This window comes from Pseudoalteromonas sp. MM17-2 (assembly GCF_022347945.1).
GTDB lineage: Bacteria > Pseudomonadota > Gammaproteobacteria > Enterobacterales > Alteromonadaceae > Pseudoalteromonas > Pseudoalteromonas ruthenica.
The window spans coordinates 42,150-63,070 of record NZ_JAKRFV010000019.1 but is presented as its reverse complement, the minus strand read 5'-3'; the positions used below and the strand labels follow the sequence as shown (position 1 = coordinate 63,070).

The 20,921-nt window shown below is 43.4% G+C and carries 34 protein-coding genes; 16 read left to right on the top strand and 18 right to left on the bottom strand.

Going from position 1 to position 20,921, the window contains the following annotated elements:
- The first annotated feature begins 44 nt into the window (after positions 1-44).
- The 16 genes from MHM93_RS14720 (at position 45) to MHM93_RS14645 (ending at position 15,455) form a co-directional block, all read left to right on the top strand.
- Entirely contained in the window at positions 45-2,450 is a 2,406-nt protein-coding gene (locus MHM93_RS14720; RefSeq protein WP_239449597.1) for a hypothetical protein, read from the top strand.
- Complete coding sequence (locus MHM93_RS14715) at positions 2,443-2,790, top strand: hypothetical protein (protein ID WP_239449596.1); 348 nt, start codon at positions 2,443-2,445, stop codon at positions 2,788-2,790. The genes MHM93_RS14720 and MHM93_RS14715 overlap by 8 nt, the downstream gene beginning before the upstream one ends.
- Positions 2,787-4,193, top strand: coding sequence for a hypothetical protein (locus tag MHM93_RS14710; protein WP_239449595.1), 1,407 nt, complete (start codon positions 2,787-2,789; stop codon positions 4,191-4,193). The genes MHM93_RS14715 and MHM93_RS14710 overlap by 4 nt, the downstream gene beginning before the upstream one ends.
- A 2-nt stretch (positions 4,194-4,195) precedes the next feature.
- The gene (locus MHM93_RS14705; protein ID WP_239449594.1) at positions 4,196-5,446 is read left to right on the top strand and encodes a hypothetical protein; all 1,251 of its coding nucleotides are present in this window, start codon (positions 4,196-4,198) and stop codon (positions 5,444-5,446) included.
- A 50-nt stretch (positions 5,447-5,496) separates the two neighbouring features.
- Positions 5,497-5,922: a hypothetical protein gene (locus MHM93_RS14700; RefSeq protein ID WP_239449593.1), complete on the top strand. Its 426-nt coding sequence runs from the start codon at positions 5,497-5,499 to the stop codon at positions 5,920-5,922.
- A 69-nt stretch (positions 5,923-5,991) separates the two neighbouring features.
- Positions 5,992-6,753, top strand: a complete 762-nt coding sequence (locus tag MHM93_RS14695) for a hypothetical protein (protein WP_239449592.1) — start codon at positions 5,992-5,994, stop codon at positions 6,751-6,753.
- A gap of 83 nt (positions 6,754-6,836) precedes the next feature.
- On the top strand, positions 6,837-7,613 hold the full coding sequence (locus MHM93_RS14690) for a hypothetical protein (protein ID WP_239449591.1): 777 nt from the start codon (positions 6,837-6,839) through the stop codon (positions 7,611-7,613).
- Positions 7,610-8,155, top strand: coding sequence for a hypothetical protein (locus tag MHM93_RS14685; protein ID WP_239449590.1), 546 nt, complete (start codon positions 7,610-7,612; stop codon positions 8,153-8,155). The genes MHM93_RS14690 and MHM93_RS14685 overlap by 4 nt, the downstream gene beginning before the upstream one ends.
- Positions 8,145-8,522, top strand: coding sequence for a DUF1353 domain-containing protein (locus MHM93_RS14680; protein WP_239449589.1), 378 nt, complete (start codon positions 8,145-8,147; stop codon positions 8,520-8,522). Before MHM93_RS14685 ends, MHM93_RS14680 begins: the two co-directional genes overlap by 11 nt.
- 110 nt (positions 8,523-8,632) lie before the next feature.
- A complete protein-coding gene (locus tag MHM93_RS14675) occupies positions 8,633-8,944 on the top strand; it encodes a phage holin family protein (RefSeq protein ID WP_138590634.1) in 312 nt (103 codons plus the stop codon).
- Entirely contained in the window at positions 8,937-9,371 is a 435-nt protein-coding gene (locus MHM93_RS14670) for a hypothetical protein (RefSeq protein WP_171038912.1), read from the top strand. The genes MHM93_RS14675 and MHM93_RS14670 overlap by 8 nt, the downstream gene beginning before the upstream one ends.
- Positions 9,364-9,978, top strand: a complete 615-nt coding sequence (locus MHM93_RS14665; protein ID WP_239449588.1) for a hypothetical protein — start codon at positions 9,364-9,366, stop codon at positions 9,976-9,978. The genes MHM93_RS14670 and MHM93_RS14665 overlap by 8 nt, the downstream gene beginning before the upstream one ends.
- On the top strand, positions 9,971-13,186 hold the full coding sequence (locus tag MHM93_RS14660) for a hypothetical protein (RefSeq protein WP_239449587.1): 3,216 nt from the start codon (positions 9,971-9,973) through the stop codon (positions 13,184-13,186). The genes MHM93_RS14665 and MHM93_RS14660 overlap by 8 nt, the downstream gene beginning before the upstream one ends.
- Positions 13,186-14,034, top strand: a complete 849-nt coding sequence (locus tag MHM93_RS14655) for a hypothetical protein (protein WP_239449586.1) — start codon at positions 13,186-13,188, stop codon at positions 14,032-14,034. The genes MHM93_RS14660 and MHM93_RS14655 overlap by 1 nt, the downstream gene beginning before the upstream one ends.
- The gene (locus tag MHM93_RS14650; RefSeq protein WP_239449585.1) at positions 14,027-15,181 is read left to right on the top strand and encodes a hypothetical protein; all 1,155 of its coding nucleotides are present in this window, start codon (positions 14,027-14,029) and stop codon (positions 15,179-15,181) included. Before MHM93_RS14655 ends, MHM93_RS14650 begins: the two co-directional genes overlap by 8 nt.
- Positions 15,174-15,455 (top strand): hypothetical protein, encoded by a 282-nt coding sequence (locus MHM93_RS14645; protein WP_239449584.1) that lies wholly within the window; start codon positions 15,174-15,176, stop codon positions 15,453-15,455. The genes MHM93_RS14650 and MHM93_RS14645 overlap by 8 nt, the downstream gene beginning before the upstream one ends.
- Positions 15,456-15,494: 39 nt before the next feature.
- Here the strand turns inward: MHM93_RS14645 and MHM93_RS14640 are convergent, their stop codons facing one another.
- The 18 genes from MHM93_RS14640 to MHM93_RS14555 form a co-directional block, all read right to left on the bottom strand.
- Entirely contained in the window at positions 15,495-15,668 is a 174-nt protein-coding gene (locus MHM93_RS14640) for a hypothetical protein (protein WP_239449583.1), read from the bottom strand.
- A gap of 311 nt (positions 15,669-15,979) precedes the next feature.
- Positions 15,980-16,309, bottom strand: a complete 330-nt coding sequence (locus tag MHM93_RS14635) for a hypothetical protein (RefSeq protein ID WP_239449582.1) — start codon at positions 16,307-16,309, stop codon at positions 15,980-15,982.
- Between the two features lie 57 nt (positions 16,310-16,366).
- Positions 16,367-16,573 (bottom strand): hypothetical protein, encoded by a 207-nt coding sequence (locus MHM93_RS14630; protein WP_239449581.1) that lies wholly within the window; start codon positions 16,571-16,573, stop codon positions 16,367-16,369.
- Positions 16,574-16,590: 17 nt separating this feature from the next.
- Positions 16,591-16,815, bottom strand: a complete 225-nt coding sequence (locus MHM93_RS14625) for a hypothetical protein (RefSeq protein ID WP_239449580.1) — start codon at positions 16,813-16,815, stop codon at positions 16,591-16,593.
- Between the two features lie 22 nt (positions 16,816-16,837).
- Positions 16,838-17,200, bottom strand: a complete 363-nt coding sequence (locus MHM93_RS14620) for a hypothetical protein (protein ID WP_239449579.1) — start codon at positions 17,198-17,200, stop codon at positions 16,838-16,840.
- Between the two features lie 32 nt (positions 17,201-17,232).
- On the bottom strand, positions 17,233-17,502 hold the full coding sequence (locus tag MHM93_RS14615) for a hypothetical protein (protein ID WP_239449578.1): 270 nt from the start codon (positions 17,500-17,502) through the stop codon (positions 17,233-17,235).
- A 22-nt stretch (positions 17,503-17,524) separates the two neighbouring features.
- Positions 17,525-17,827, bottom strand: a complete 303-nt coding sequence (locus tag MHM93_RS14610; protein WP_239449577.1) for a hypothetical protein — start codon at positions 17,825-17,827, stop codon at positions 17,525-17,527.
- Positions 17,828-17,838: 11 nt separating this feature from the next.
- Complete coding sequence (locus tag MHM93_RS14605; protein ID WP_239449576.1) at positions 17,839-18,018, bottom strand: hypothetical protein; 180 nt, start codon at positions 18,016-18,018, stop codon at positions 17,839-17,841.
- Positions 18,019-18,061: 43 nt separating this feature from the next.
- A complete protein-coding gene (locus MHM93_RS14600) occupies positions 18,062-18,346 on the bottom strand; it encodes a hypothetical protein (protein ID WP_239449575.1) in 285 nt (94 codons plus the stop codon).
- A gap of 13 nt (positions 18,347-18,359) precedes the next feature.
- Positions 18,360-18,530, bottom strand: coding sequence for a hypothetical protein (locus MHM93_RS14595; protein WP_239449574.1), 171 nt, complete (start codon positions 18,528-18,530; stop codon positions 18,360-18,362).
- Positions 18,531-18,541: 11 nt separating this feature from the next.
- Positions 18,542-18,814 carry a hypothetical protein gene (locus MHM93_RS14590; protein ID WP_239449573.1) on the bottom strand — a complete coding sequence of 91 codons (273 nt, stop codon included), beginning with the start codon at positions 18,812-18,814 and terminating at the stop codon, positions 18,542-18,544.
- Between the two features lie 26 nt (positions 18,815-18,840).
- Positions 18,841-19,029, bottom strand: a complete 189-nt coding sequence (locus MHM93_RS14585) for a hypothetical protein (protein ID WP_239449572.1) — start codon at positions 19,027-19,029, stop codon at positions 18,841-18,843.
- A gap of 22 nt (positions 19,030-19,051) precedes the next feature.
- The gene (locus MHM93_RS14580) at positions 19,052-19,357 is read right to left on the bottom strand and encodes a hypothetical protein (RefSeq protein WP_175079263.1); all 306 of its coding nucleotides are present in this window, start codon (positions 19,355-19,357) and stop codon (positions 19,052-19,054) included.
- A gap of 14 nt (positions 19,358-19,371) precedes the next feature.
- Positions 19,372-19,617: a hypothetical protein gene (locus MHM93_RS14575; protein ID WP_239449571.1), complete on the bottom strand. Its 246-nt coding sequence runs from the start codon at positions 19,615-19,617 to the stop codon at positions 19,372-19,374.
- Positions 19,618-19,701: 84 nt separating this feature from the next.
- Positions 19,702-19,911 (bottom strand): hypothetical protein, encoded by a 210-nt coding sequence (locus MHM93_RS14570; protein WP_239449570.1) that lies wholly within the window; start codon positions 19,909-19,911, stop codon positions 19,702-19,704.
- 24 nt (positions 19,912-19,935) lie between these two features.
- On the bottom strand, positions 19,936-20,301 hold the full coding sequence (locus MHM93_RS14565) for a hypothetical protein (RefSeq protein WP_239449569.1): 366 nt from the start codon (positions 20,299-20,301) through the stop codon (positions 19,936-19,938).
- 51 nt (positions 20,302-20,352) lie between these two features.
- The gene (locus MHM93_RS14560) at positions 20,353-20,595 is read right to left on the bottom strand and encodes a hypothetical protein (RefSeq protein WP_239449568.1); all 243 of its coding nucleotides are present in this window, start codon (positions 20,593-20,595) and stop codon (positions 20,353-20,355) included.
- 100 nt (positions 20,596-20,695) lie between these two features.
- Positions 20,696-20,905: a hypothetical protein gene (locus MHM93_RS14555; protein ID WP_239449567.1), complete on the bottom strand. Its 210-nt coding sequence runs from the start codon at positions 20,903-20,905 to the stop codon at positions 20,696-20,698.
- Between the last annotated feature and the right edge of the window lie 16 nt (positions 20,906-20,921).

The following is a 20,921-nucleotide window of genomic DNA, read 5'->3' as shown; positions in this document are numbered from 1 at the left end:
TCTATGCACCAAACACTGGTCGATAAATTCAAGGCAAAGTAAAAATGTCTGAACATGATGTACTAATCGAAGAAAGCACTATAACAGTAAGCGGTCTATCGCTTGGAACGCAAGTAGGTAATCTTAGCGATGAGCAGTCAGAACGCCTTGTAGACTTGATTGAGGCCGTTAGCGGCCTTTCTAAGGTCACTGACTCGGGGCTGAGTCGCGTCATTAACGCCATAAATGAATTGCATAGCAGCAGCCAGTTTAAGAACCTCGCACCGGATGAGCGAGCAAAGAAAGTTAATATTGCTGTACAGCGTATTGATGCGAGCGAGATAAACACAAAGGCTAATGCCAGATCACAAAAATACCAACTCAATGAGAAGGCTAAAACTGACAGTCATGACCGGCTAGAAGTTAAGCGTACCAAACAAGAATCACAAATAGGGGGACGCCAAGGTAGCTCAAAAACGCTTGCACAGGCAAAGCCTCAACGTTCTATTTCCCCTTCCGAAACAGATTTTAACCAACTAAAGGAAAGCATCCCCCAGTTCGATAAAAGCCCTGCTGCCACGCCAAAGGATGCTTTTGAGGCTGCAAAAATGGTGGCTGAAAAGCTGTCTCAGCAATCACCTTCTACACGTTCCTCAACCGTTGAGGATTTTGAGAAGTCGGCTAATGAAGTGGTTAAGTCCAATGAGCGTATAGCCAGTGCTATAGAGAAAAAAAGTAGTGGTACAGATGGCATGTACACGGATGATAGAGGCCGTGTGAGAACCGCAACAGGGCATTATGCAAGCAAGGAAGACGCTCAAAAATTTCATAGTGAAAGCAAAGGAACTGGCAGTGTGTTGAGAACCTTAGGTGCTATGTTCGGGGGAGAAAGTATGCGCGGGGAGCTTTTAGGTAGAGCTTTTCTTGGTTCAGCATACGGTGTTATTGAAGAGTTGGTTGAAGCCAAGGAGCAGATTCAGAGTGGTTTAAGTGAGCGTGAGATCACCGATTTCAAATCGGCGAAAGAATACCTCGTCAAGAAGAAAGACACTGTTAAAGAGTACGCATCAAGTGCACTTTCTACTACACGACAAGGTTTAACTAATACTGTTGATGGTATCCGCACAACAGGCTCTAAGATGGCTATTTCGGCTCGCAAATCAGGATTGTTGAACCCGCAAGCTGGCAATGCACTCAGTCAACGAATGGGGTTTAGAAAGTCACTAAATAACCCACCGATCACCGAAGAGCAGTATAAGCTCTCCACAAAAAAAATGGCTGACAAAGAGGCTGAGCAAGCAAACCAGCACCACGGCGAAAAACAGCAAAAAATGGACACACTGATAGAGGAAGTAGAAGACTTACAGTTGACCGCTGGAGGTGGTACAGGTGGTGGTGGCCTAATAGAGGATATGTTTGGCTTTGATGTTGATCGAAAGAAAAGCAGAGGTGGCAAGTACAGAAAAGGTAAAGCGGGAAAACTAGGAAAGATAGCAAACTTTTTTCGTGGCGGTTCCAAAGTGGCCCCTGTTATGGCAACTGGCGCTCTAGCGGCTGGTGGCGTTGGAGCTAGTGCCGGTATGGTTTCGTCTGGTGGTGCCAAGGCGGGGCTTATGGCCAGTGGTAAATTACTGGGCAAGCTGATACCCATAGCTGCCGTTGCTACCACCATGTATGACGCATATCAGGGATTCTCAAATGAAGACAAGCAGCGAGAAACATTTAACCTTAAAAAAACGGACGAACCGGACTTAGGTCACAAAACAGCTATGGCTCTAGGCAATGTCGCTGACTTAGGTGGTATTACATCGGGCATTAGTGGCTGGCTTGGTAAAAAGTTTGAGTCGATGGGCTTTGAAGGTGCTCAGGATGCAATGACATTTGATGCAGGAGACATCGCTAAAAAGATACATAAACGAGGCTCTAAAACTATTGCCTCTGGAAAAGGTATTTTCAGCGCCTTGAGTGAAGGTGATTTTAGCGGAGCGTTTAGAAATGCAGGAGATCTCGCACAAATCTTTAACCCCTTAATGGCCACCAGAAACCTTTTTTCTGATGACGAAAAAGAAAGCAGCAACAGTGCAAACAATAAATTGAACAGCAACTCGAAGGAAATTCAGGGCAAAGGAAAAAACACGCCAAGTATCAACCGGCAAGCCTCAGAAGTTGCCGCCATAATGGATGAACGGCCTAACACCCTTCCCGCTTCACCAAATATTGCCGAACTAAAGCAAGAAGCCGAAAATAGGGCGCTTAGCGTTGAAAAGCAACTGCTAGGCGAGCGAACTGTTGTCACTAAAGATCCTGAAATGCTCAAAACTTTAAAAAAGATTGAGCAAGCATTAGTTAATCAGAAAGAGACTAAGCGCAATAATGTGACTAATCAACGCAGTGTAGGTGTTAATTCAAGTCAACGCGACTTAAACACTGCATTCAGCGATCCAATAACGGAAAGATTAGCGAGTGAGTAACAGCATAATAGAGGACATCGACTATCTACTGCGACTTGATAGCAGCGGTGTTGTTGTTCATCAGGACGCATCAGTTTATATCAACAACATCTATGAGTGGCTAGATACTCCAGAAGGTTCAGTATTTGGGAATCCCGCATGGGGGAATGCTTTAGACAGGTATAAGCATGAGAACTTAACCACTGATCTAGAGGTTTCCATAGAGAACCATGTTCTTAGAAAGATGCTTGTGGACTTGCCCCAAATACCCGTTTCAGGTGTGAAAGCTGAGATCCTGAGTTTTGACCAGTTTGCATTAAGCATTAAAACGCCGTTTGGCGTAGTGGAGCGCACAATTTGATGATTTCACAAAGCATAAAAGAGTACCTTAAATCACTACCATATTGGGAAAAAATGGTGGGTTCGCAGTTTGTTGCCGGTATAGCTCTCATTTTTGAGCAGGCCGGTGAGCGTTTCGCCCAGCGCTGCGAGCGAGCGATGCAAGAGTCTAGGCTATCTACAGCAGTATCTCGGCCTTCTATTCTAGCTGAGGCAGAGGACAGAGGCTATGTTGGCCGTAAGTCTTCGCCTTCAACCGGCTTAGCTCGAGTGACGAATAAGTCTAGCGCATTCATCAGTGCACCGGTGGGAAAGCCTCTTATCTCAGAGTCCGGTATTCCATATATTTTTCTAGACTCAGTAGATTTATCAGCTGGCTCAAGTGTGGATGTAAAAGCAGCTCAATTAGAGCTGGTGGCTACAGAAACGATTGTTGAAAGCGATAAGGCGTACTACGAAGTGCTCTTGTCAAAAGAAGACTCTCGGCTGGCCCATCGTGTTGATGTGTTTGTAAAGCTACCAAACAGCTCAGGTTACGTGCGATGGGATAAATCATACATGTTCCGAAACGCTAACGAGCTCAGCACTGTTTATACCGAAACCTACAAGCCAACGGAGCAGCTAGGCATTCGCTTCGGTAATGGCAAAGATGGCATGAAACCGCCTGTAGGCTCTTCAATTCGCCTTGAAGTATGGAAAACTCAGGGCGTGACCAGTTTGTTGTCTGGTGAGCAACTAAGCTTTGTCGATGATGAACTGAATGAAGCGACAGAGTGCTTCACACTTACACCAGTTGTGGGCGGCTTACCTGCCGAGGAAACGGAGGAAATTCGCCTAGGTGCTTTGTACTCTACCCAATATGATAATCAGGTCGTATGGCGCGATGACTACATTCATTTCATCCGCCAAAACATCGGTGGGCTAGATTTCTTGAACGTTTGGGGGGAGCAGCAACAAGAAGATCAAGATGGCCAACCCAACTTAGCCAACAACCGCACCATTTTTATTTCTGCCTACGATAAAGAACGTAGTTTGCCGGAAGTAGAGGCCGAGATTTTGGCGCTGGTAAAAGAATTGCCTATGCTCAATCGCCGCTACAAATTCGTTCAACCGGCCATGCAGCCTATCCCCATTACATTTACCGGTGAAGTGCCTCGTACTATTTCGATTAATGATGCTGATGCAGTTTTACGTACTGCCATTGAGCAGCGCTACGGGCTTGGTAAGTTGCCTGCGACTAATAGCTTCTTTGAGAGCAGAGTTGATATTTTGGAAAAAGATTTGTGGGTGCTGGTGGATGGCCTTGGTAAATTCAGCGACTTTGATTTAGAAATAACTGGCCTTGGCGAAATTAGAAAGCTTGAGGACTATCGCTATATCGACCTAGCAACGAGTACGATCACTATCACGCATGAGAAGGCCTGATCATGATAAATAAATGGCTACAGACCATGCTAACACCAGCAAAGCGCGCCGTTTCTATGTGGCGAGACTTAGCTGATGCTATCGAGTTCGCGTTGGTTCAGCGTGTTGGAAAGATAGAGCGAACACTTATCGAGAATCAGTCTTTACTCACTATGAGTAAAGAGGAACTAGATAAAAAGCAGGCTGAGCTTGGTATGTTTTTTAGTGTAATTGATGTTCCCAAGGATGAGCAGGGTTTGGCCTTAGTACATCGGCTTGATCAAATACACCTAAAAGCCACTGAGTTTCCCGTAAAAGATATGGTTCGCCGAAGCTTCAACGATCTTGATATGGATTGGCAACCTCTTTACGCACCAATAGATCAGGCATCCGAGCCTTATGGAACAAGGTTTATTGATAATGAACTGTGGTCATCTTTAAGCAGCTCTGAGCAAGATCTCTACTTTCTAACTAGCAGGGGGCGAATGGTGCTGAATTTAAATCAATTCATGCCCCCTAGAGAAGAATTGGACAGAATATATAACTCTATTCGTGACACAATCGTGCCTTTGCTGCCGTTGGATATTGTGTTCGATGGCTTTTTTACACAAGTGAAAATGTCCGCTTCATTTACGTTTATAGAAAGCAACACGCATACAGCACTCATCTACGATGTATTTTCTTTAGTCCACTCTATTTCAATTGCGACAGAAGTTTCTACGGTGTTGGATATAAGTTTCACTATATTCCAAGACCAGTATAGCGTTGATAGTCCGACCCGCTCTGTGCGAGAAAGCTTTGATAACCGGCTTGTGCCGCTGCTGGGGGAGCTACATTTAAGTGCTATGCCGTTAGCGGCCCCCTATAATCTTTACGAGCTGAGAGCTAAACACCCTGACCCTTCGATGGGCGCTAAACGCATCGATGGCAATAATTGGGTATCCACTGGAGAGGCCGCTCCCCCTAAAGGATTGTCATTCCCTGTTCAATCTATTGGAGATAGAACAATTTATCATGCAATTTCTTGCTCATTGGGGAGCAGATATATAGTGAGCGCGACCAAACATGGTGAGTCTGATGTGAAAATCTATTTATCTCGAAGCAATACCGTTAGTGGTGCCGTCTTAGAGCTCATCAGCGAGTCAAGCTTGGTTGGTACATACAGTGAGGTGTTCACCCCTGCTAGCATAACTATGTACATCATAATTGTAGCGCCAACAAACGGAAGTGGAGCAATAAGCAACATTTCAGTAAACGAGTTAATCGAAATTTAGATAAGTGCCATGATCTCCCCATTCTGTTAACTCATGGGAAGTTGCCAATCATGGCCATTTTTACAGCGATACAAACCCAGCACTACCGAGATAAAATAAATAGGCTGTCAGTCGGCGAGCAAAACTTAAATATCCAACTTACTAGCGCTCAATTGGGCTACGGCTGGTTAAAGTCTGTAGAAGGTATTGAGGTGCCTGATCTAGACGCTATCCCTGTTAATGCTCCAATCACCAACGTTCCTGCTAAGTTCAAAACCGTCACACCAGTATTAGGTTACGCGAACAGCAAGCTAACTATGAACATTGAAAGTAGCGACTTTGCAGCAGGCACAAGCCATCAATATAACATTGTGGCCATCATGGATGGTGACGGTGAGGCTGCATACATACTGATTGGTCAACCGGCCTATATCAGCTCTGAGCGGCCTCTTATTGTTAATGCCTCGTTTGAGCAAAAGTTAATTACAGCGGAATAATTGATGAGCAATATAGCCATAAATGCACTGTCTGATAGTGATAAATCAGCGCTCCCTCTGCGTGCTGAGGTGCAGTATTTTGAACCCAAGCCGGATGTGGCAATAAATCGTATTTTGACTGGAATAATGCCAGCGGCACTTTATGACGATGGGTTTGTCATCACCCCACCAGCGGCGGGAGGGGTGGCCCATGTTGATTTGAAGGCGGCTGGTGGTTTTGCCTTAGTTCAGACTGAGCAAGGTGAAACAATCAAGGTGGCTGGCCAGCATGATATTCAAGTGCCTATAAATACTGGTGAAAACCTACTCTGGTTAAAAGTAAATGTTGCCAATGGAGTGATCACTAAGCAAGTAGATAAATCCGCTGCACTACACGCTGTAGAAGTGATTAACAGCCCTGTAGCCCCTTTATCATCGCTCTATTTGGGTAAAGTTAACCTGACCGATGGTGCTTTATCTATTTCAGCTGATGATTTTAACTTTGATGGGGTTCAGCGATTTAGTTTTGATAAGTTCAAAATCAAGCCGTTTAAAGATGCAGAGCCGGTATTGTCTCTTTACAGAAGACATCGGCTGAAAGAGCAAACGAGCAAATCAGCTCCCAGCGTCCAAGGCCTTAATGATGGAGACTGGTTTTCGGTTAAGCGCTTCTCTGCAGAACAGCCTGTTATCACTGCATACAATTCAGATGGAACCACCTCTGGCGCTAATCAAGAGAAGTTTCGCCGTTTAGCAGACGGCCAAATATCAACATTTGTGACCATTGTTAAAGCTGACATCAATGAGCGCGTTTTTGTTTATAACAAATTAGACAATATGTGGGAGTTCTAATGGATAGCCTAGTCCCGTCCTCTGCTTCATTTCCTTTTCCCGACCCAATCCCTCTACATTTTGGAAACTCCAAAGCAGGGATCATGAGGCCACTAAATCCTTCGACAGGGTATGAATACATGAACAACCCCTTGGATGTTGGTCGTTATGTGCAGTTTAGCTCACAGTTCATCAACTATATTGATGACGAAACCGGTGTTATATGGTCAAGCGGTGATATAAGCGCCACGCACGGGGAAATACAATTTCATGCCATATTTTTCTATGAAGAAAATGGTAAAAAATACGCTCTTTTCATGTGCCAAAATGGGTTAAACAACGATTATCACCTATTGCGCATCGATCTCGCTGACGGAACGCAGACACTCGGACCACCTATGGGTGACTTCAGAGTAAGAAAGTTCTTTCTTAAAAATGGCCAATTACACATCAATGGTGCAGGAGGTGGCCCAGGTGGCCATACACATGTCGCAGTGGATTTGCCCAGTTTATCGATAGGTACACCAGTAAACACCCCCGATGAAATGCCGTACAGCACATTGTTTAGGAATGGGAACTTAGAGCTCGAATACATCAAAGCAGGTCAAAGTAGTAACTCGACTCATGCACTGCGTGTGATAGCGCTGCTAGATGGTGTCACCACTGTTCGGAGAGGTTTTTGTATCCCTCAACCTAGCGCATATATCCCGTATTGTATGGATAACCTGCATGTGATCAGTCACAACGTGTTGGCTATCTCGGGAGCCCCCCAAACAACAAGTACAGGGTATGCAGTCGAATCACAAAAATATTGGGACTATGAATCAGTGGATACATGGCTAGCTAACATTATTGAGTTTTATACAGGGTATCAAATATGAAGTTATTACTAAGACTGGCGGCTGGTGATGTGCGGTCACAGCTTCCCGATGATAGTTCATTATTTAAAGATCAGAGTGTAGTTACTATTGAGGGCCAGCAATATCTTTACACGCACTACATCGGCTCCAAGGCAATTAACAGCGATCATGATGTTAGCTCATATCTCTCTATGTTAGCTGGCAAAAAGATTCCTTCTATTGATGTTACAAATATCGGTGTAACGGGAACGGATGTTGAATTAGGTGCCGGAGGTATATGGTGGGTGAAAGAGAAAACCCAGTTTAACCTAACTGCTAATGCCGAGCTCCAAGATTCAAGCTTGATGGTTATCATCGAGAAAGTGGTTAATGGTCGAGAAGTTATCGGAGATATACGAGTAAAAGCGACAATCACTGGGGGCCGCATCACGATACAAGGGCGATTTGATGAATCTGGGAACTACATCCTAAGGGCAAGTCGCTTGAATCAGGGACTAGAAGAAATAGGAGCGCCGTTTCGCTTGAGCTTCGCAACGGTGGAGTTTGATACTTATGTCGCTTAACAATGATGATTTAATTCAGGCGCTTGTAGATTCTTTCAAGTACGCTGAGACAGTTAAGCTTGATTTCTTGGGCCATGGCCAAGCAAGGCTAATTGAAGAGTTAAAAACTCCCTTTGGTAATGTGCCACGAAAGTTCCTTACTGATGGGTTTTCGATGCCTTGGTATGTTCGCTGGTTTCACAACCCATTTGGTAAAGGTCTGATTGCAGCAATATGGCACGACTATGCTCTTAAAGCAGGCCGCAAGAATCCCCACAAGGAGTTTTTCATGCTACTTCGAGCACGCAAGGTTCAGGTGTGGAAAGCTTACCCGATGTGGTTCTTTGTATGGATTTACGGTTGCTGGAAGCAGATAAGGCCTTGGTAAAAACCTCAATATGAAAATCCTCAACAGTTGAGGATTTTTTTTTGCTTATTAATCGAGATTAGTACAAGTCGCACACTGCTACCTGAAACGTGTTTTACGTAGGAGTGGATATGCACGGTTTTGATCCGATGCTTCTGTTACTTGTTGTAGGGGTGTCGATGCTTAGCGGTGCTGGCACGTTCCTACATCAGCGGCGCAAGCAAAGGCAAAAGCGCTCAGGCTGGCTGGTGGAATTGTTATCTGAACTGGTAATGGCTCAAACAGCTGGCTTGGCTGCGCTTTTCTTAGGTTGGTGGCAAGAGTTACCGACTCCCCTAACGTGTCTCATAGCGATGATAGCTGCCTCTAATGGTGCGTCTTTCATGGACTTGGGGCGCAAAGTTTTAGCTAAACGTATTGATAATGGTGGTTATGATGGCTGAGTTAACTTGGTTATTAGTTTTGATTTTGTTTATCGCTGCTCTCGCAGTGGATCGCTTTATTTATAAGCGAGGTTCGATCAATGTCGATTCTTGTGGATTGCATGACATTAAGCAAGGGTATTGGCGTTTTAACCTCGTGTATCGCCTTACCGGCAATCCGGTATGGGGGCAAATTAAATACTCACTCAGGGACAAGAAAAACCCTAGCACAGTCATTTCCGGCAAACCAAGAGAGCTCGAGCACTCCACCAAGGGGTTCAACTCTGAGTTTCTACATATTAAGAAAGCCCTCACAGATACCACCGATAGTAACCACGACTGGGAGTTAGTGGTAACTGCGAGCACGGTAGCCGGTCACTTCAACCCGCTTTACAAGCTGTTTCCATTAAAAGTGAAAAAGATATACAAGGTGAACCTAAATGCCTAAGACCATGCAATATTTCACGCTCGACTTTTACGACCTAACAGAGCAAGGCCTTAGAAAACTTATCCGTGCGTTTCGCTCAGAAGGTCAAAATACAACTGAGTTTCAAGAACCTTCTCGCGCTGTCCGCCAAGATGGGCAGCGCATTAAGGCCTTTAAGTTATTCTTTGATTCTGGCCAGTCAATCACTGTAACGGTCAACGAAACCGGAGACATTGTTAAGACCAAACTTAACTCAACGGTTATTCCTGTCGATGGCAAGCGTTCAGAACGTGATTACGCAAAAGACGTTGCAAACAAAATACAGCGAAACCAAGAGTCCTTTGAAAAGTCTCTTGCACGCAAGGCGGCAAGGGCTATCAAAAACGAGTCCAACAATCGTAAAGCTAGCAAAACACTTATGCGCCGCATCGAGGAAGCGCAAGAAGCCCACGCTGCCGCCAAAGAAAGCCTAGCGGCTATTGATACCTCTCTTGATGAGATCAACAAACAACTCAGCGAAGTTCGCAATGCAACGGATAAAGACCGTGGCTTGTTCTCGTCTGAAAAGGACAGAACAAACGACCTACTAGAACAGCTTGAAAAGCTAGGAGAGATTGAAAATGGCTAACTTTAATAAAAGCCAAGCGCGATACATTGGCGCTTACCCCTACGCCCCTTCTATCAGTGTAAGCAACGAGAGTTACGAGCAGCTTGCAGATGATGAGCTTATTTTTGAAAGCGTGCCTCTTGAAGACATTGAAAGCTTAGTATTCGCCGGATTACCTCAAGAAGACCTAATGACCGAGGCCGTGACAACTCGCCGCAACCGTATTGAACGGACGATGAAAGCATTTAATCGGAAGTTTACACAAGCATTAGCTGGTACCGGTATCGCTGCACTCGAGCCAGAAATTGGTAAAGTGCGCAAAGCAGCAGGTTTTGCAATCCTCGCCGCCAAGATCCCTACTGATGATGGTCAATCAATTAGTATCATTTTTCATGCACCGGACAATGATCCCGCAAAAATAACGCCTGATGACTTGTTGATCGCTTTTCGATTTTTACTTAATAAACGTGATGTTACTCACGTTGTTGCGCCTGCCGGTGGCCATGAAATATCCCTAGCTCAAGTAACTATGGCGCTTTCTAACCTTGTTGAACGAAACAGCGCGAAATTTAAAAAGAAAGCAGCTGAAAAGGATAAACAGCAAGGCGAGCTTGATGCACTAAACGGCGAGATTGAGAAAATTGAGGAAGAAAAGACAGAAAAAGGCAAAGCTCTCAAGGATGCGCAGGCTCAACTATCAGAAGAAAAGAAGCGCAATTCCTCTGTATCCGGTTTGCTCAAGAAGCAGAAAAACAAAAATGCCGAGCTAGAAAAGCAAATCAAAGCAGCGCAAGAGAAGCAAAAGCCAAAGGTTGAGAACTTTGTAAGTGACAACATCAAAGAGAAGGCACGAACAACTACTTTGATGCAATTCACCACTTGGGCCACAAAAACATTAGGCTTACCTGAAAAAGAAGCCGCTGCTTTACACAAGCAGGCCAAGGATGAATTAAAAACTCTTAGCGATAATCTGGCAGCTGAAAAAGGTGATGAAGTCACGGCAGCTGTGCGAAGCATGACGCTGGCCGATTTCACCGACTGGGCAAAAGAACATATAAAAACAACCCCTCACGATGCGGAAGTGCTCTATAACCAAGTGCGTGAGCAGCTAAAAGCTGAACATGAGCAAAAACTACTAGAGCAGCCAAACAACAAGCTAATGCAGCAAGTACATGATGCGCTGGTGGCCAAATACAACTCTAAAATGATTAAGCTGTACAAAGACCTTCGCCACCCTTCTGTATCAATTCAAATGGCCGTACACAGCTTGCGCATCAATGTTTTTGAGCGCAGCAAAGATGAAGGCTTTGAATTAGACCTTGCAACCGATGCGGAAGAGCAAGAGTTAATTCATCGCATTGCTTCGCCAGAAGGTGTTGCCACTAAAGAAGAGCTCGATAAGCTGCTTGAAGCTGTAGACCGCTATTACAAAAAGTACGGCTCAGAGTTAGTCGATTTAGCTAACCTGCCAGAGTACGGCTCCAACTCAGATAAAGGCGGCTACGGCAGCGAACTAAACAAAGAGCTTCGCGTTGCGATTAAAGAAGCTATTGCAAACAGCAATCTACCCAAGGGTATTACGGTTACTGTTAAGGGCGATATTGGCGTCACAGTTCGAAAGCTACCTGATAGCATTCAACTATTTTCTGATAAATATCTAAAATCGCTTGCTAATGACGCACCGCTAGAGTTGCGCGGTGGCTATGATTCAAACCACCAAGGCCAGTACAGCGCTGACGCAACTGCCCTACTCAAGCTAATTGATGCAACGGTTAATTCATATCAAAAGACTTACGGTGATCCTCAAGATATGGGTGCAGACTATGGTGTTAGTAAGCGCTTTTACTTTTACGGTGCAGACTTTGCTAGCGGCCTAGAATCAGACCGTAAACTGGTAGAGCTTGAAGCGTACAAAGAAAAGCATGAGCAACCGGCAGAAGGCGAAGCCCAGCCGCATGAACCAGAACAAGGCGATAACACTGATAAAATCGGTGAGCACTTCAATCCTGATGCAAGCATTAGCGATATTGCCAAAGCAGTGCGTAAAGCGCTTGCTGATAGTGCCAAAGATACCACATCAAAAATCCATGGCACCAAAGCAACTGTAAAAAAAGGTAAGTCTACACACACAGACAAGCTCACTGTCACTATCAAGAAGATGACCGGTGAAAATGATGCCAAAGAGGTAATAGCAGCCATCGAGCAGCTATTGTCGAGTTATAACAAAATAACCGGCTCAAGCATGGATGATTCAACCTCTATGCGCTTTATCCCTGAGGTTATTAACGATGCCATGCCAGAGCCAGAGCCAGAGCCAGAGCCAGAACCAGAGCCGGAGCCAGAGCCGGAGCCAGAACCAGAGCCGGAGCCAGAGCCGGAGCCAGAGCCAGAGCCGGATGAAGACTCAAACTATGCAATAGTTGGCAAAGCTTATCATGGCACCCTAGCTGACTTTGAGCAGCTTGAGCCCCAAAACACTGACACATCTTTATTCGGTGCGGGGATCTACTTAACGAACTCCAAGGATGATGCCGTAGACTATTCATCTAAGGATGTTGGTGAAAATAGAGACTTAGTAGGCCGTGCGTCAGCTTATGCCAAGGCAATGGACATAACTTACAACGAAGCGAAAAAAGAGCTTACTAAAAACGATGGAAAAGTATTTGATGTTGATTATCGGTTAAAGAATCCATTGGTAGTCGGCGGGGAGAAAGGGTTTGTGTTGGAGGATGAAAATGCCTTTAAGCTTGCGCTAGCGGAAGTGGATATGACAGAAACAGAGTCAGTTGAACGCTTAATTAGACAGATGAAGCGCTTTGTTGATAACCCTGAAAAGCAGTTCAGTATTCTTATATCGGAAGGTGTTACTCAGGCAATTCGCCAGTATGCAAGCATCAAGGGCCATGATGGAATCGTTTTCAAAGGCGTATTCGCACCAACCCGTAAAGAGCATCGAGATAAAGGGGTAGAACATATACTTCTTCTCAACAAAAGCGCCATAAAAAATCAATCAATCGATGAGTCTATGAGCAGCGCTAAGAGCTCTAACGAGCCTGAAATTATTTCTAAACTACGCGATGCTATCAACCAAGAGCAAGATGCGGACAAGCTAATCGCGTTAATTGAAAGTGCTATCACTGCACTAGAGGAAGACGATCAGATGGCAGAGTACGAACCTATGCTTGAAGACGCCAGCAACCGAGTGACTGAGCTATTGGAGGCCGCATAATGTCCTTATCTTTAAAAGATAAAATTGCCCTTCAAAAGGAAGCGAGTGAAATAAAGAAGTCGCTTAATTCTGGTGAGCTTTCGATTGGCGATAAAATTGAGAAGCAAAAGCGCTGGTCATTTATCATCAAGCGCCTAAGTGGCCGCATCGATGATAATGGCAACGATATTACCGAGGCGGCCAATCAAGCCGCCACCGGTGACAATGACTTGCCTGAACCGACTGATAACCAGAAGCAAGCGGGCAACTATAAGAAGGGTGACATAACCCTGTCTGGTATTAACTTCCGCATAGAGAACCCTAAGGGCTCTACGCGCTCTGGTAAAGATAAAGACGGTAACAAGTGGTCTATTACCATGAAACACCACTATGGCGATGTGAAGGGCTCTAAGGGCGCTGATGATGACCCGATAGACGTTTTTCTAGGTGACACCCCCGACCCTGAAAAAGTCTTCATCATCGACCAAGTTGATTTGCGCGGCCAGTTTGATGAACACAAAGTCATGTTTGGCTTTGACAGTATGGCCGATGCCAAAAAGGCCTACCTAGCCAATTACGAAGATGGCTGGGCTGGCTTGGGGGATATAACGGCAATGCCGCTAGAGAAATTTAAAAAATGGGTTTCTGGTGGTAAGCGAACACAGCCAGTAGGCGCGATTAGTGACACAGAAGCCACGTTTCTAGATGAATACCAAGGCGGCAAATTCAACGACCTAAAGCCTGATGCGTTCAAAGGGCTGATCCTACAAGCCGATGAAGAAGGCCTGTCTCTAGAAGAAAATAAAGCTGTAGTAACAGCCTATATTTTATCTAACCAAAAGCTATTCGAGGTAAGCGCCAGTGTCTAAACCAGTTGAGCAACTTCGCGCTCAACTACAAGAAAAAGGGGAGATTATGCTCCCCTCACTTGTAGGCGCGGTTAATGAGTGTCAAAACGCCAAAGAACTCTTTAATGTCATCGGCTTTTCTAGCTTTGATTTAGATAAAGATCTAGCCGCCAATATAGACGGCCTAATAAGCCAATCGAATCAGCTTAACGATGACGAAATGCTATTGGCCAGCGCACGGCGAGCCATGAAGAAAGAAGCCAAGGTAATGGAAGAGTTGATGCTACCTTTGGCCAGAGCTGAATATGAGGAACTTTCGGAAAAATCTAAGGCCAATCATCACATGACGCCCGATGCCAGCATTAGGTCACTTGCTGAGACTAAGTACAATCACTTTAGAGCCAAACTTGAGCAAAGCGATGAAATACCCAAAATGGGTGATTTCCCTATGCCCATTTATGCCTACCTTTTCAAGAAAGAAGGTGAAGAGCGCTTAAGACTGGGAACTGAGCTAACGAACCTACTATCTGAAATTGTAGAGTCTTCGAGCTTTTCTAATGAGCAGGCCTTGGCTATGTACGAAAGTATCGATATAGACAAAAAGGCTAAGAGTATATTCAAACACTCTAACGGCTACAGTGAAGAAAAATTCAAAGAAGACTGTCTTGAATTATTTAAGCTAGCTAATGGCCGGTTAAAGATTGGCTCTATCACTCACAAGGGAAGTCAAATTCGTTCATTCGTTGAAAATAAAGGTGATGAAGGACACACCCTTGAAACAGGAATGAGCATTAATCGCTCTACTACATGGCACAACTTGGGCCATGTGATTGAAGAACGAAACCCTAAAGCCATGCAAATGACAAAGGCGCTTCTTGCTAAAAGGCTAAAAGAGTCCAAGACGACTGGTAAGAACGGTGGAGGCATTCAAAGCCTGACTGACCTTACAGGCTTTAACTACCAACAGGCTGAATGTATAGATGACAGCTTTTTCACATACTACGCAGGTAAGCTCGATGGTACACCCGAGAATACACCTTACACTGAAATTATCAGCACCGGTTTAGAATGGTTGAGCTCCCCTGTGTCTGCCGGACATTTCTTAAAGAATGATCCTGAGCATGCAAAGACTGTAATGCTTATTCTAAGAGGACTCCACAATGATTAAATTGAGTGTTAGCAGCGATTACGATTCATTTTCTATCAATGTAAATGCCGCAAGCGTTGAACTGCAAGGGAATTATTCTATTAAGCCTGCAAAGTATGAATCGATAGTGACTGATTTAATTAATGCCTATCCAGACATAAACGGAAGGCTTATGACCAATGACGTAGCCTCAGCCGGAGGTATAGCCACCCTTCTTAGAAACCATGGTTATTCCGTTTCGGGGCTTGAGAATGCGCCATCTAAACCGATAAACCCAAACGGGAAGGTTGATTGATTTCAAGACAAAGCCACCAGCTGGTGGCTTTCAGCGCTATCAGGTGTTCTTGACAATTTCTTTAGCTTTCCTCACCTGCTCTTTCACTACAGTGCTTTTCACCAGTGAGTCCACATCGACAATGAAGTAGCTAGTACCAGACATATTTACTGCGATTTCATCTTGTTTTTTTTCAGCAGTAGATTTTCTTTTTCGAATTTGGCCATGCTGCATTCCAATGTTACCAAGTGAATTTATTTCCACACGAAAGACAAGTTACTTGAGCGTCATCATCATTGATCATGTGTGCTTCAAATTCCCCGCACTTAACCCTAACAGCTCTATCTAGATTTCTCATAAATGGATAATCATTCTCTGAGATTGTTAGAGTACCTTCTTGCTTGCATTCGCCACATTTTACTTGCACAGGGTAGCGCTCTCTAGTCATAAATTAGTCACTCCATCATCTGTTTGACGTTGATTTCATTAGTTCAGTGAGGCCATCAATACCCTAAACCGTACCGCAATCTTCTCTTTTTGGGCGTTTAACCAAAAGCTGGCTCTGATAATTTTAGCAAAACTGCTTCTTCTGTTTGTGTGATCTCTTCGATGGATTGATAATTCCAGTCGTCACCTGACGCTATATCTGCGTCAAAAGGAACGGTTGCGTCTATTTCCTGTAACCTATTCAAAAGCTGTTGAATAGTTGAGTATTTTCCAGAGCTTGAAGCGCCTTGCAAAAAAGTTAGCGGTGGTTCATGGTACACTTTACCCACATATAATATTGAGTTGTCTTCGCTGGCAACATCTTCGATTTGTACTTGTTTCTCTTGGGGTAAGCTTTTTAGTCTTTCTATCAGTTTGCTTGATTTCAAAGTGTTTATCCTTTTTTGGTGTGAATTCCCGTTATTTTTCAAATTGCTATTAGATTGTTAAGTCGGCATAACCGCTTTGGTTATTTTCAGATTTTTAAAAGTCGAATTAAAGTCATCAATACTTAAGAAAACACCACGCTCTATTCTGAACTGACTTTCCTCATTGAAGTAAACTGGGATGTAGCCGCCTGACTCACTCTCCAACCAATACCAGCTATCTTTTTCAAATTTATCAACAATCTGTTGTTCCTTTTGTTTAGTCATTTCTCGTATTCCAACTATTATTCAGACCCAATTTGACGCAGCACGCGTTTGATTTGAGTTTGGCCTTTTTGTTTTGCTTTAGCTTTACTGATCTTTTTTTCTAATGAAGAATATGCCTCGCTTGCCGAATCATACTCACGGCAAAAAACCTCATCAGTTGCCGACTCAGAAGCTCCATGCGCAACACCCACCAAGAACTCTAGCGCCTCAACTTCTTTTTGAGTTATGTAAACCTGTGGCATGACTGCACTCCATTTTCCGTTGCTAAATATTTGCTATTACTTCACGCTGAATTTCGTACTCTTCCATCACTACATCATTAGGTATTTCCACATAATCAGGTGACAATTCAATGCCGTCATGAAAATCGGCATCCAAATCAATCTCGATTCCATCTACATGCGTTATTCGAATTGGGTTATGGTGTGGAGGGTTCATAACAACGTATTTAATTTCACACTCAATTTTTGGAAGTAAGTACTTTTTATATAAAGCAATTAAAACGTAATCAGATAGAAGCACATTGCCTTGAGTGTCCGGCCAAAGGTCATTTTCTTCCATAAAATCTGACATAGTTTCCGCGTTTCCATGCTTAAATAAAAGCTCGTTGGTACTTAACCTCAACATACTTAATACCTTCGCCCCTGTTTTTCCAACACTTAATAATTGATTTCATCTAAGCCCAGCTCACCATCCTCAAGCGCTCGATAAGCTGCCTCTGCAATCATGCTATGAAATGGTGTTCTACCGTCCTGCTCTTCACTAGAAATTATACGCTTAATGGCAACTGCCGCTTGACCGCTATCGGTAACAATTATTTCTGGAGCATCGTGCTCTATCGAGCGCTTTAATGATTCGATACCAATTGATACAACCAATTGTTCATCTTTAATTTCAAAATTAATGTTCTGTTCTTTGTTGCTAGCCATGACAAGCTCCTTTATTCCACTATTAATCGCATTTATATCTGGCGAGATCTTCTGCGGTACACATTTGGGTAGCGAATGACTCTGCCGTTTCGTTGTCAGTTTCAAATGAAGTTACAACCTCGATGAGGTTGCCTTCAAATTCATATACAGAGATCAACAGTTTCTCTGGGTATTTAGCTTCTGCGTAAAGCACACTTTTCAGTTTTTCGGTTGCATCACCATCAAATGCGAATTCACAGAAGCGGCTATATCCTACCTCCTGTACTTCCTTGTTTAGTTCATTTTCCAGTTCAGGTGGTAGATTGTTGAATTCCTCTGTAGCCATCGTCATTCCAATTATTGATTTTTTGCTTTTCGGAACTGCTTGATCGCATCATTTCCATTTTTCGCTGTTACTCGGATTTCATGTTTTTGAAAAGGATAAGGAGCATCCATATCGTCAACAAATAATTTCCTAGCAACCTCACTTTTTAAACGCCCGTCATTATCTGACCAAACATCATATTCTGTAGCCATAAATCCCTCGTTTTTGACATTCCAATGAGTTACTTTTCTTTTTCTAAACTTTCTTAATAAACCACACCCTATAAGATTCACCCTCAAGGCGTGTAATCAAAGAGCAATCATCTTCTATCTGATTGCGTCTTTTCATTGCGCCTAGCGCTGCATGGGCTTTTTTAGAGCCATGAATTGCGGGTATTAAAAAGCTATCCCCATGCTCCATATCAGAGAAAGGCCAGTTAATTCTTGTGGCTGAATCCTTTGCTCTTGGCTTTGGTGGTGGCGGTATAGGTATTCCCTTTTCAATGACGGGGGTTAGGTGTTTGTTTGCTGACTTACTCATGATTCTTCCTTTGCTAATCGTTAATTTCAATATCAAAGTAATTAACGTCTAGCTCTTCATACTTAAATTTAGAAAGCACTTCATCTGTACCGCCATGACCTAAAAGCTTGTAGTTAAGAAAGTGTTCTAACTCTTCTTTAGTGACACCAGCTGGCAGGTTAATATCTATAGTTACTTTTGCCATGACTCGCCCCCTTATTCCAACACGATTAGATCAGAAGGAGATATGTCGCTAGTTCTTCTGTGGTGTTTCACTCGGCACCAAATACCTTCAAAGTTTTCAAACACCTTTATCACGTCTCCTGATTGCCCCTCTTCCATTCCCATAAATTCTTCATGAACTAATTGAGTTTTCCAATCGCCGTGCTCTGCTCTTTTGATGGCTTCCACTTTTAATTTAAAAGGCACTTGGCCGATATCGATAGCGTAGCAGCCATTTGCGAAGTGCATTCTTTTAATATTTGCCATAATTTCTTTACTCCGCTTTATTCCAACTAAACTTTATTGAGCTTTTTCAGCCGTTTTATTTCGCCCTCTAGCTCAGCAATTTTTGACACTACATCGCTCTCATAAAAGACACCGCTTTCGATTGGCACAAAGTAGTCAGCATCCGCATTATCACGCTTTCTATTCAACCAATTTTGAGACGCCTTCGATAATTTGATTTTGTTTTCAATCGCCACAATGAGCCTCGTTTTCCAATATTTAGTAACCGCGATTATTAAACTCTAAAACTATCTCACCTTGCTTATTTTTATAGGCTGTTTTCAAAAAACCATTGTCGCATCGAGTAGCCTTTTGGTATGTCATATTCTTTGCGTCAAATATGACAAATTCACTCTCTTCACAATCGTTGTGCATTTCTATAATGCCATCTACTAATAGATACAATTTGGAGTTGACGCCCCAACCAACACCAGCAAGCGTTCTCAGCGCTAGTAATTGATGAAAGTATTCGTCTTTCATCAATTGAGGTATCAAGTCAATGATATGAGACTGATTAATCGCCATGCTCTGTTTCCAATTTAATGTTTTCTATTAATTGTTGAAATTCGTGGCTCATCCATACACCCATCAGGCCATAGGTCATACGTCAATGTTAACTCTATTGACTCGCCAGATTTGACGTTCTTCAACGTCATTTTCGTGTCCATCCAGCCATGCCCAACTTCGCGCATTTCAACCGAGTCACTAATGAGTAATTCGTAGTCACCTTCACGTATAACATCACGGCCATGCTCGTTCGCCTCATGACTGATTAGTTTGACCATGCGAGCAGGTAGATCATCGGATGTAAATCCATAGTCGTTGAGTTTTGATAGATTTGCTGTCTGCATCTGCTATTCCAATGCTGGTTAATTAGTTAATTCTTCGACATACGCATCGCGCAATGAAATTTCATCTGCACTCATTTCGTCTATCATCGAATGAATTTTGACAATATGTTCTGAAAAGACATCATCAGAGGGGCTGACTTTTTCAAGCTGCTCCCGAATATTGCCGAGCGCGGCCAGATTAATGTTGCAACGCTCTAAATCTATTATCTGCTTTTTAGTTGCAGCCATCGATCTTCCCTCGTATTCCAATGGTTAATTCTCTAAACAAAAGCCGTTGGCAACAAGCTCTTTAGCTAGATGCTTAGCCTGAGTTGGTGATAGCCATTCATCATTTGGCAGGGTAACGCTGTTTAAAAATTGCTGTAGAGATAGAAGCTGTTTTGAATTTTCAACTTGTTCAGCAATATGGCTTTCAACCTCATCCACAATGTCGGACATTTCATGCCCGTTTAGATGCTGTAAAATTTCACAAGCTTTTGCAAAGTAACTTCTTACGCGAACACTCTTGTGCTGAGAATTGAATGAACTAGCCTGCGCATCCCACCCATCTTGCTCAGCTAGAGTTACAGCTAGTTGCTGAGCTTCTTTATAAATTTTGATTTCTGTCTCTGTAGACATACAAAAGCTCCTGTCATTCCAATAGGGGCTTAAAGCCCCGTTAATTAACTATTATGACGCAGTAGCCAGTTCTACCGCTTTCAAATAATCAAACTCTGCGCCAGCTTCAACCAAAACATCTAGATGCGCCTCAATGTTAGCCTTTGAAAGACCAAAGCCAGCGTCATCAGCAGCATCATAAGCGTACTGAGCTGCGATTTCGTTTTGATCAAAACGTGAAGTACCACCATCATTTACAATAGCTACAACTTGTTCTAAAGATTGAGCCTCATTTATTGCTTGTGAAATTTCCATTTTATTTCCTTAAAATAATGTTTAATTAACAAGCTACCTGCGTGGTAGTAAAAAATAGTTAATTTCTTAACTTGAGTTTTATTATAGTCTCATTTTGAGACTAGGCAAGTCTTTTTTGTATCAATTTGATACTTTTTTCTTTGTCCAATAAATCTATTGCTTCTGCATTGTAATAAGCTGATTTGCTAACTGGCCTCGATCCGTTAGCAAACTTAAAAGCGTTCGCTCTCGATGTACCAAGCACCGCGCCAGCTTCTTCGATGCTTAAACCATGCTTTCTAGCCCATGCTTTAAATTCGTCTGCTGTCATTTACTTTGTATCGCTG

What these genes read in the sequence shown, in the direction of transcription:
- MHM93_RS14595 (WP_239449574.1), bottom strand. Translation starts at nt 18,530, where the DNA reads ATGGCAAAAGTAACTATAGATATTAACCTGCCAGCTGGTGTCACTAAA.
- MHM93_RS14705 (WP_239449594.1), top strand. Translation starts at nt 4,196, where the DNA reads ATGATAAATAAATGGCTACAGACCATGCTAACACCAGCAAAGCGCGCC.
- MHM93_RS14615 (WP_239449578.1), bottom strand. Translation starts at nt 17,502, where the DNA reads ATGGCTAGCAACAAAGAACAGAACATTAATTTTGAAATTAAAGATGAA.
- MHM93_RS14625 (WP_239449580.1), bottom strand. Translation starts at nt 16,815, where the DNA reads ATGCCACAGGTTTACATAACTCAAAAAGAAGTTGAGGCGCTAGAGTTC.
- MHM93_RS14630 (WP_239449581.1), bottom strand. Translation starts at nt 16,573, where the DNA reads ATGACTAAACAAAAGGAACAACAGATTGTTGATAAATTTGAAAAAGAT.
- MHM93_RS14700 (WP_239449593.1), top strand. Translation starts at nt 5,497, where the DNA reads ATGGCCATTTTTACAGCGATACAAACCCAGCACTACCGAGATAAAATA.
- MHM93_RS14570 (WP_239449570.1), bottom strand. Translation starts at nt 19,911, where the DNA reads ATGGCTGCAACTAAAAAGCAGATAATAGATTTAGAGCGTTGCAACATT.
- MHM93_RS14680 (WP_239449589.1), top strand. Translation starts at nt 8,145, where the DNA reads ATGTCGCTTAACAATGATGATTTAATTCAGGCGCTTGTAGATTCTTTC.
- MHM93_RS14605 (WP_239449576.1), bottom strand. Translation starts at nt 18,018, where the DNA reads ATGGCTACAGAATATGATGTTTGGTCAGATAATGACGGGCGTTTAAAA.
- MHM93_RS14555 (WP_239449567.1), bottom strand. Translation starts at nt 20,905, where the DNA reads ATGACAGCAGACGAATTTAAAGCATGGGCTAGAAAGCATGGTTTAAGC.
- MHM93_RS14610 (WP_239449577.1), bottom strand. Translation starts at nt 17,827, where the DNA reads ATGGCTACAGAGGAATTCAACAATCTACCACCTGAACTGGAAAATGAA.
- MHM93_RS14660 (WP_239449587.1), top strand. Translation starts at nt 9,971, where the DNA reads ATGGCTAACTTTAATAAAAGCCAAGCGCGATACATTGGCGCTTACCCC.
- MHM93_RS14670 (WP_171038912.1), top strand. Translation starts at nt 8,937, where the DNA reads ATGGCTGAGTTAACTTGGTTATTAGTTTTGATTTTGTTTATCGCTGCT.
- MHM93_RS14655 (WP_239449586.1), top strand. Translation starts at nt 13,186, where the DNA reads ATGTCCTTATCTTTAAAAGATAAAATTGCCCTTCAAAAGGAAGCGAGT.
- MHM93_RS14690 (WP_239449591.1), top strand. Translation starts at nt 6,837, where the DNA reads ATGAGGCCACTAAATCCTTCGACAGGGTATGAATACATGAACAACCCC.
- MHM93_RS14645 (WP_239449584.1), top strand. Translation starts at nt 15,174, where the DNA reads ATGATTAAATTGAGTGTTAGCAGCGATTACGATTCATTTTCTATCAAT.
- MHM93_RS14560 (WP_239449568.1), bottom strand. Translation starts at nt 20,595, where the DNA reads ATGGAAATTTCACAAGCAATAAATGAGGCTCAATCTTTAGAACAAGTT.
- MHM93_RS14675 (WP_138590634.1), top strand. Translation starts at nt 8,633, where the DNA reads ATGCACGGTTTTGATCCGATGCTTCTGTTACTTGTTGTAGGGGTGTCG.
- MHM93_RS14640 (WP_239449583.1), bottom strand. Translation starts at nt 15,668, where the DNA reads ATGCAGCATGGCCAAATTCGAAAAAGAAAATCTACTGCTGAAAAAAAA.
- MHM93_RS14685 (WP_239449590.1), top strand. Translation starts at nt 7,610, where the DNA reads ATGAAGTTATTACTAAGACTGGCGGCTGGTGATGTGCGGTCACAGCTT.
- MHM93_RS14580 (WP_175079263.1), bottom strand. Translation starts at nt 19,357, where the DNA reads ATGGCGATTAATCAGTCTCATATCATTGACTTGATACCTCAATTGATG.
- MHM93_RS14575 (WP_239449571.1), bottom strand. Translation starts at nt 19,617, where the DNA reads ATGGTCAAACTAATCAGTCATGAGGCGAACGAGCATGGCCGTGATGTT.
- MHM93_RS14620 (WP_239449579.1), bottom strand. Translation starts at nt 17,200, where the DNA reads ATGTTGAGGTTAAGTACCAACGAGCTTTTATTTAAGCATGGAAACGCG.
- MHM93_RS14590 (WP_239449573.1), bottom strand. Translation starts at nt 18,814, where the DNA reads ATGGCAAATATTAAAAGAATGCACTTCGCAAATGGCTGCTACGCTATC.
- MHM93_RS14565 (WP_239449569.1), bottom strand. Translation starts at nt 20,301, where the DNA reads ATGTCTACAGAGACAGAAATCAAAATTTATAAAGAAGCTCAGCAACTA.
- MHM93_RS14600 (WP_239449575.1), bottom strand. Translation starts at nt 18,346, where the DNA reads ATGAGTAAGTCAGCAAACAAACACCTAACCCCCGTCATTGAAAAGGGA.
- MHM93_RS14720 (WP_239449597.1), top strand. Translation starts at nt 45, where the DNA reads ATGTCTGAACATGATGTACTAATCGAAGAAAGCACTATAACAGTAAGC.
- MHM93_RS14665 (WP_239449588.1), top strand. Translation starts at nt 9,364, where the DNA reads ATGCCTAAGACCATGCAATATTTCACGCTCGACTTTTACGACCTAACA.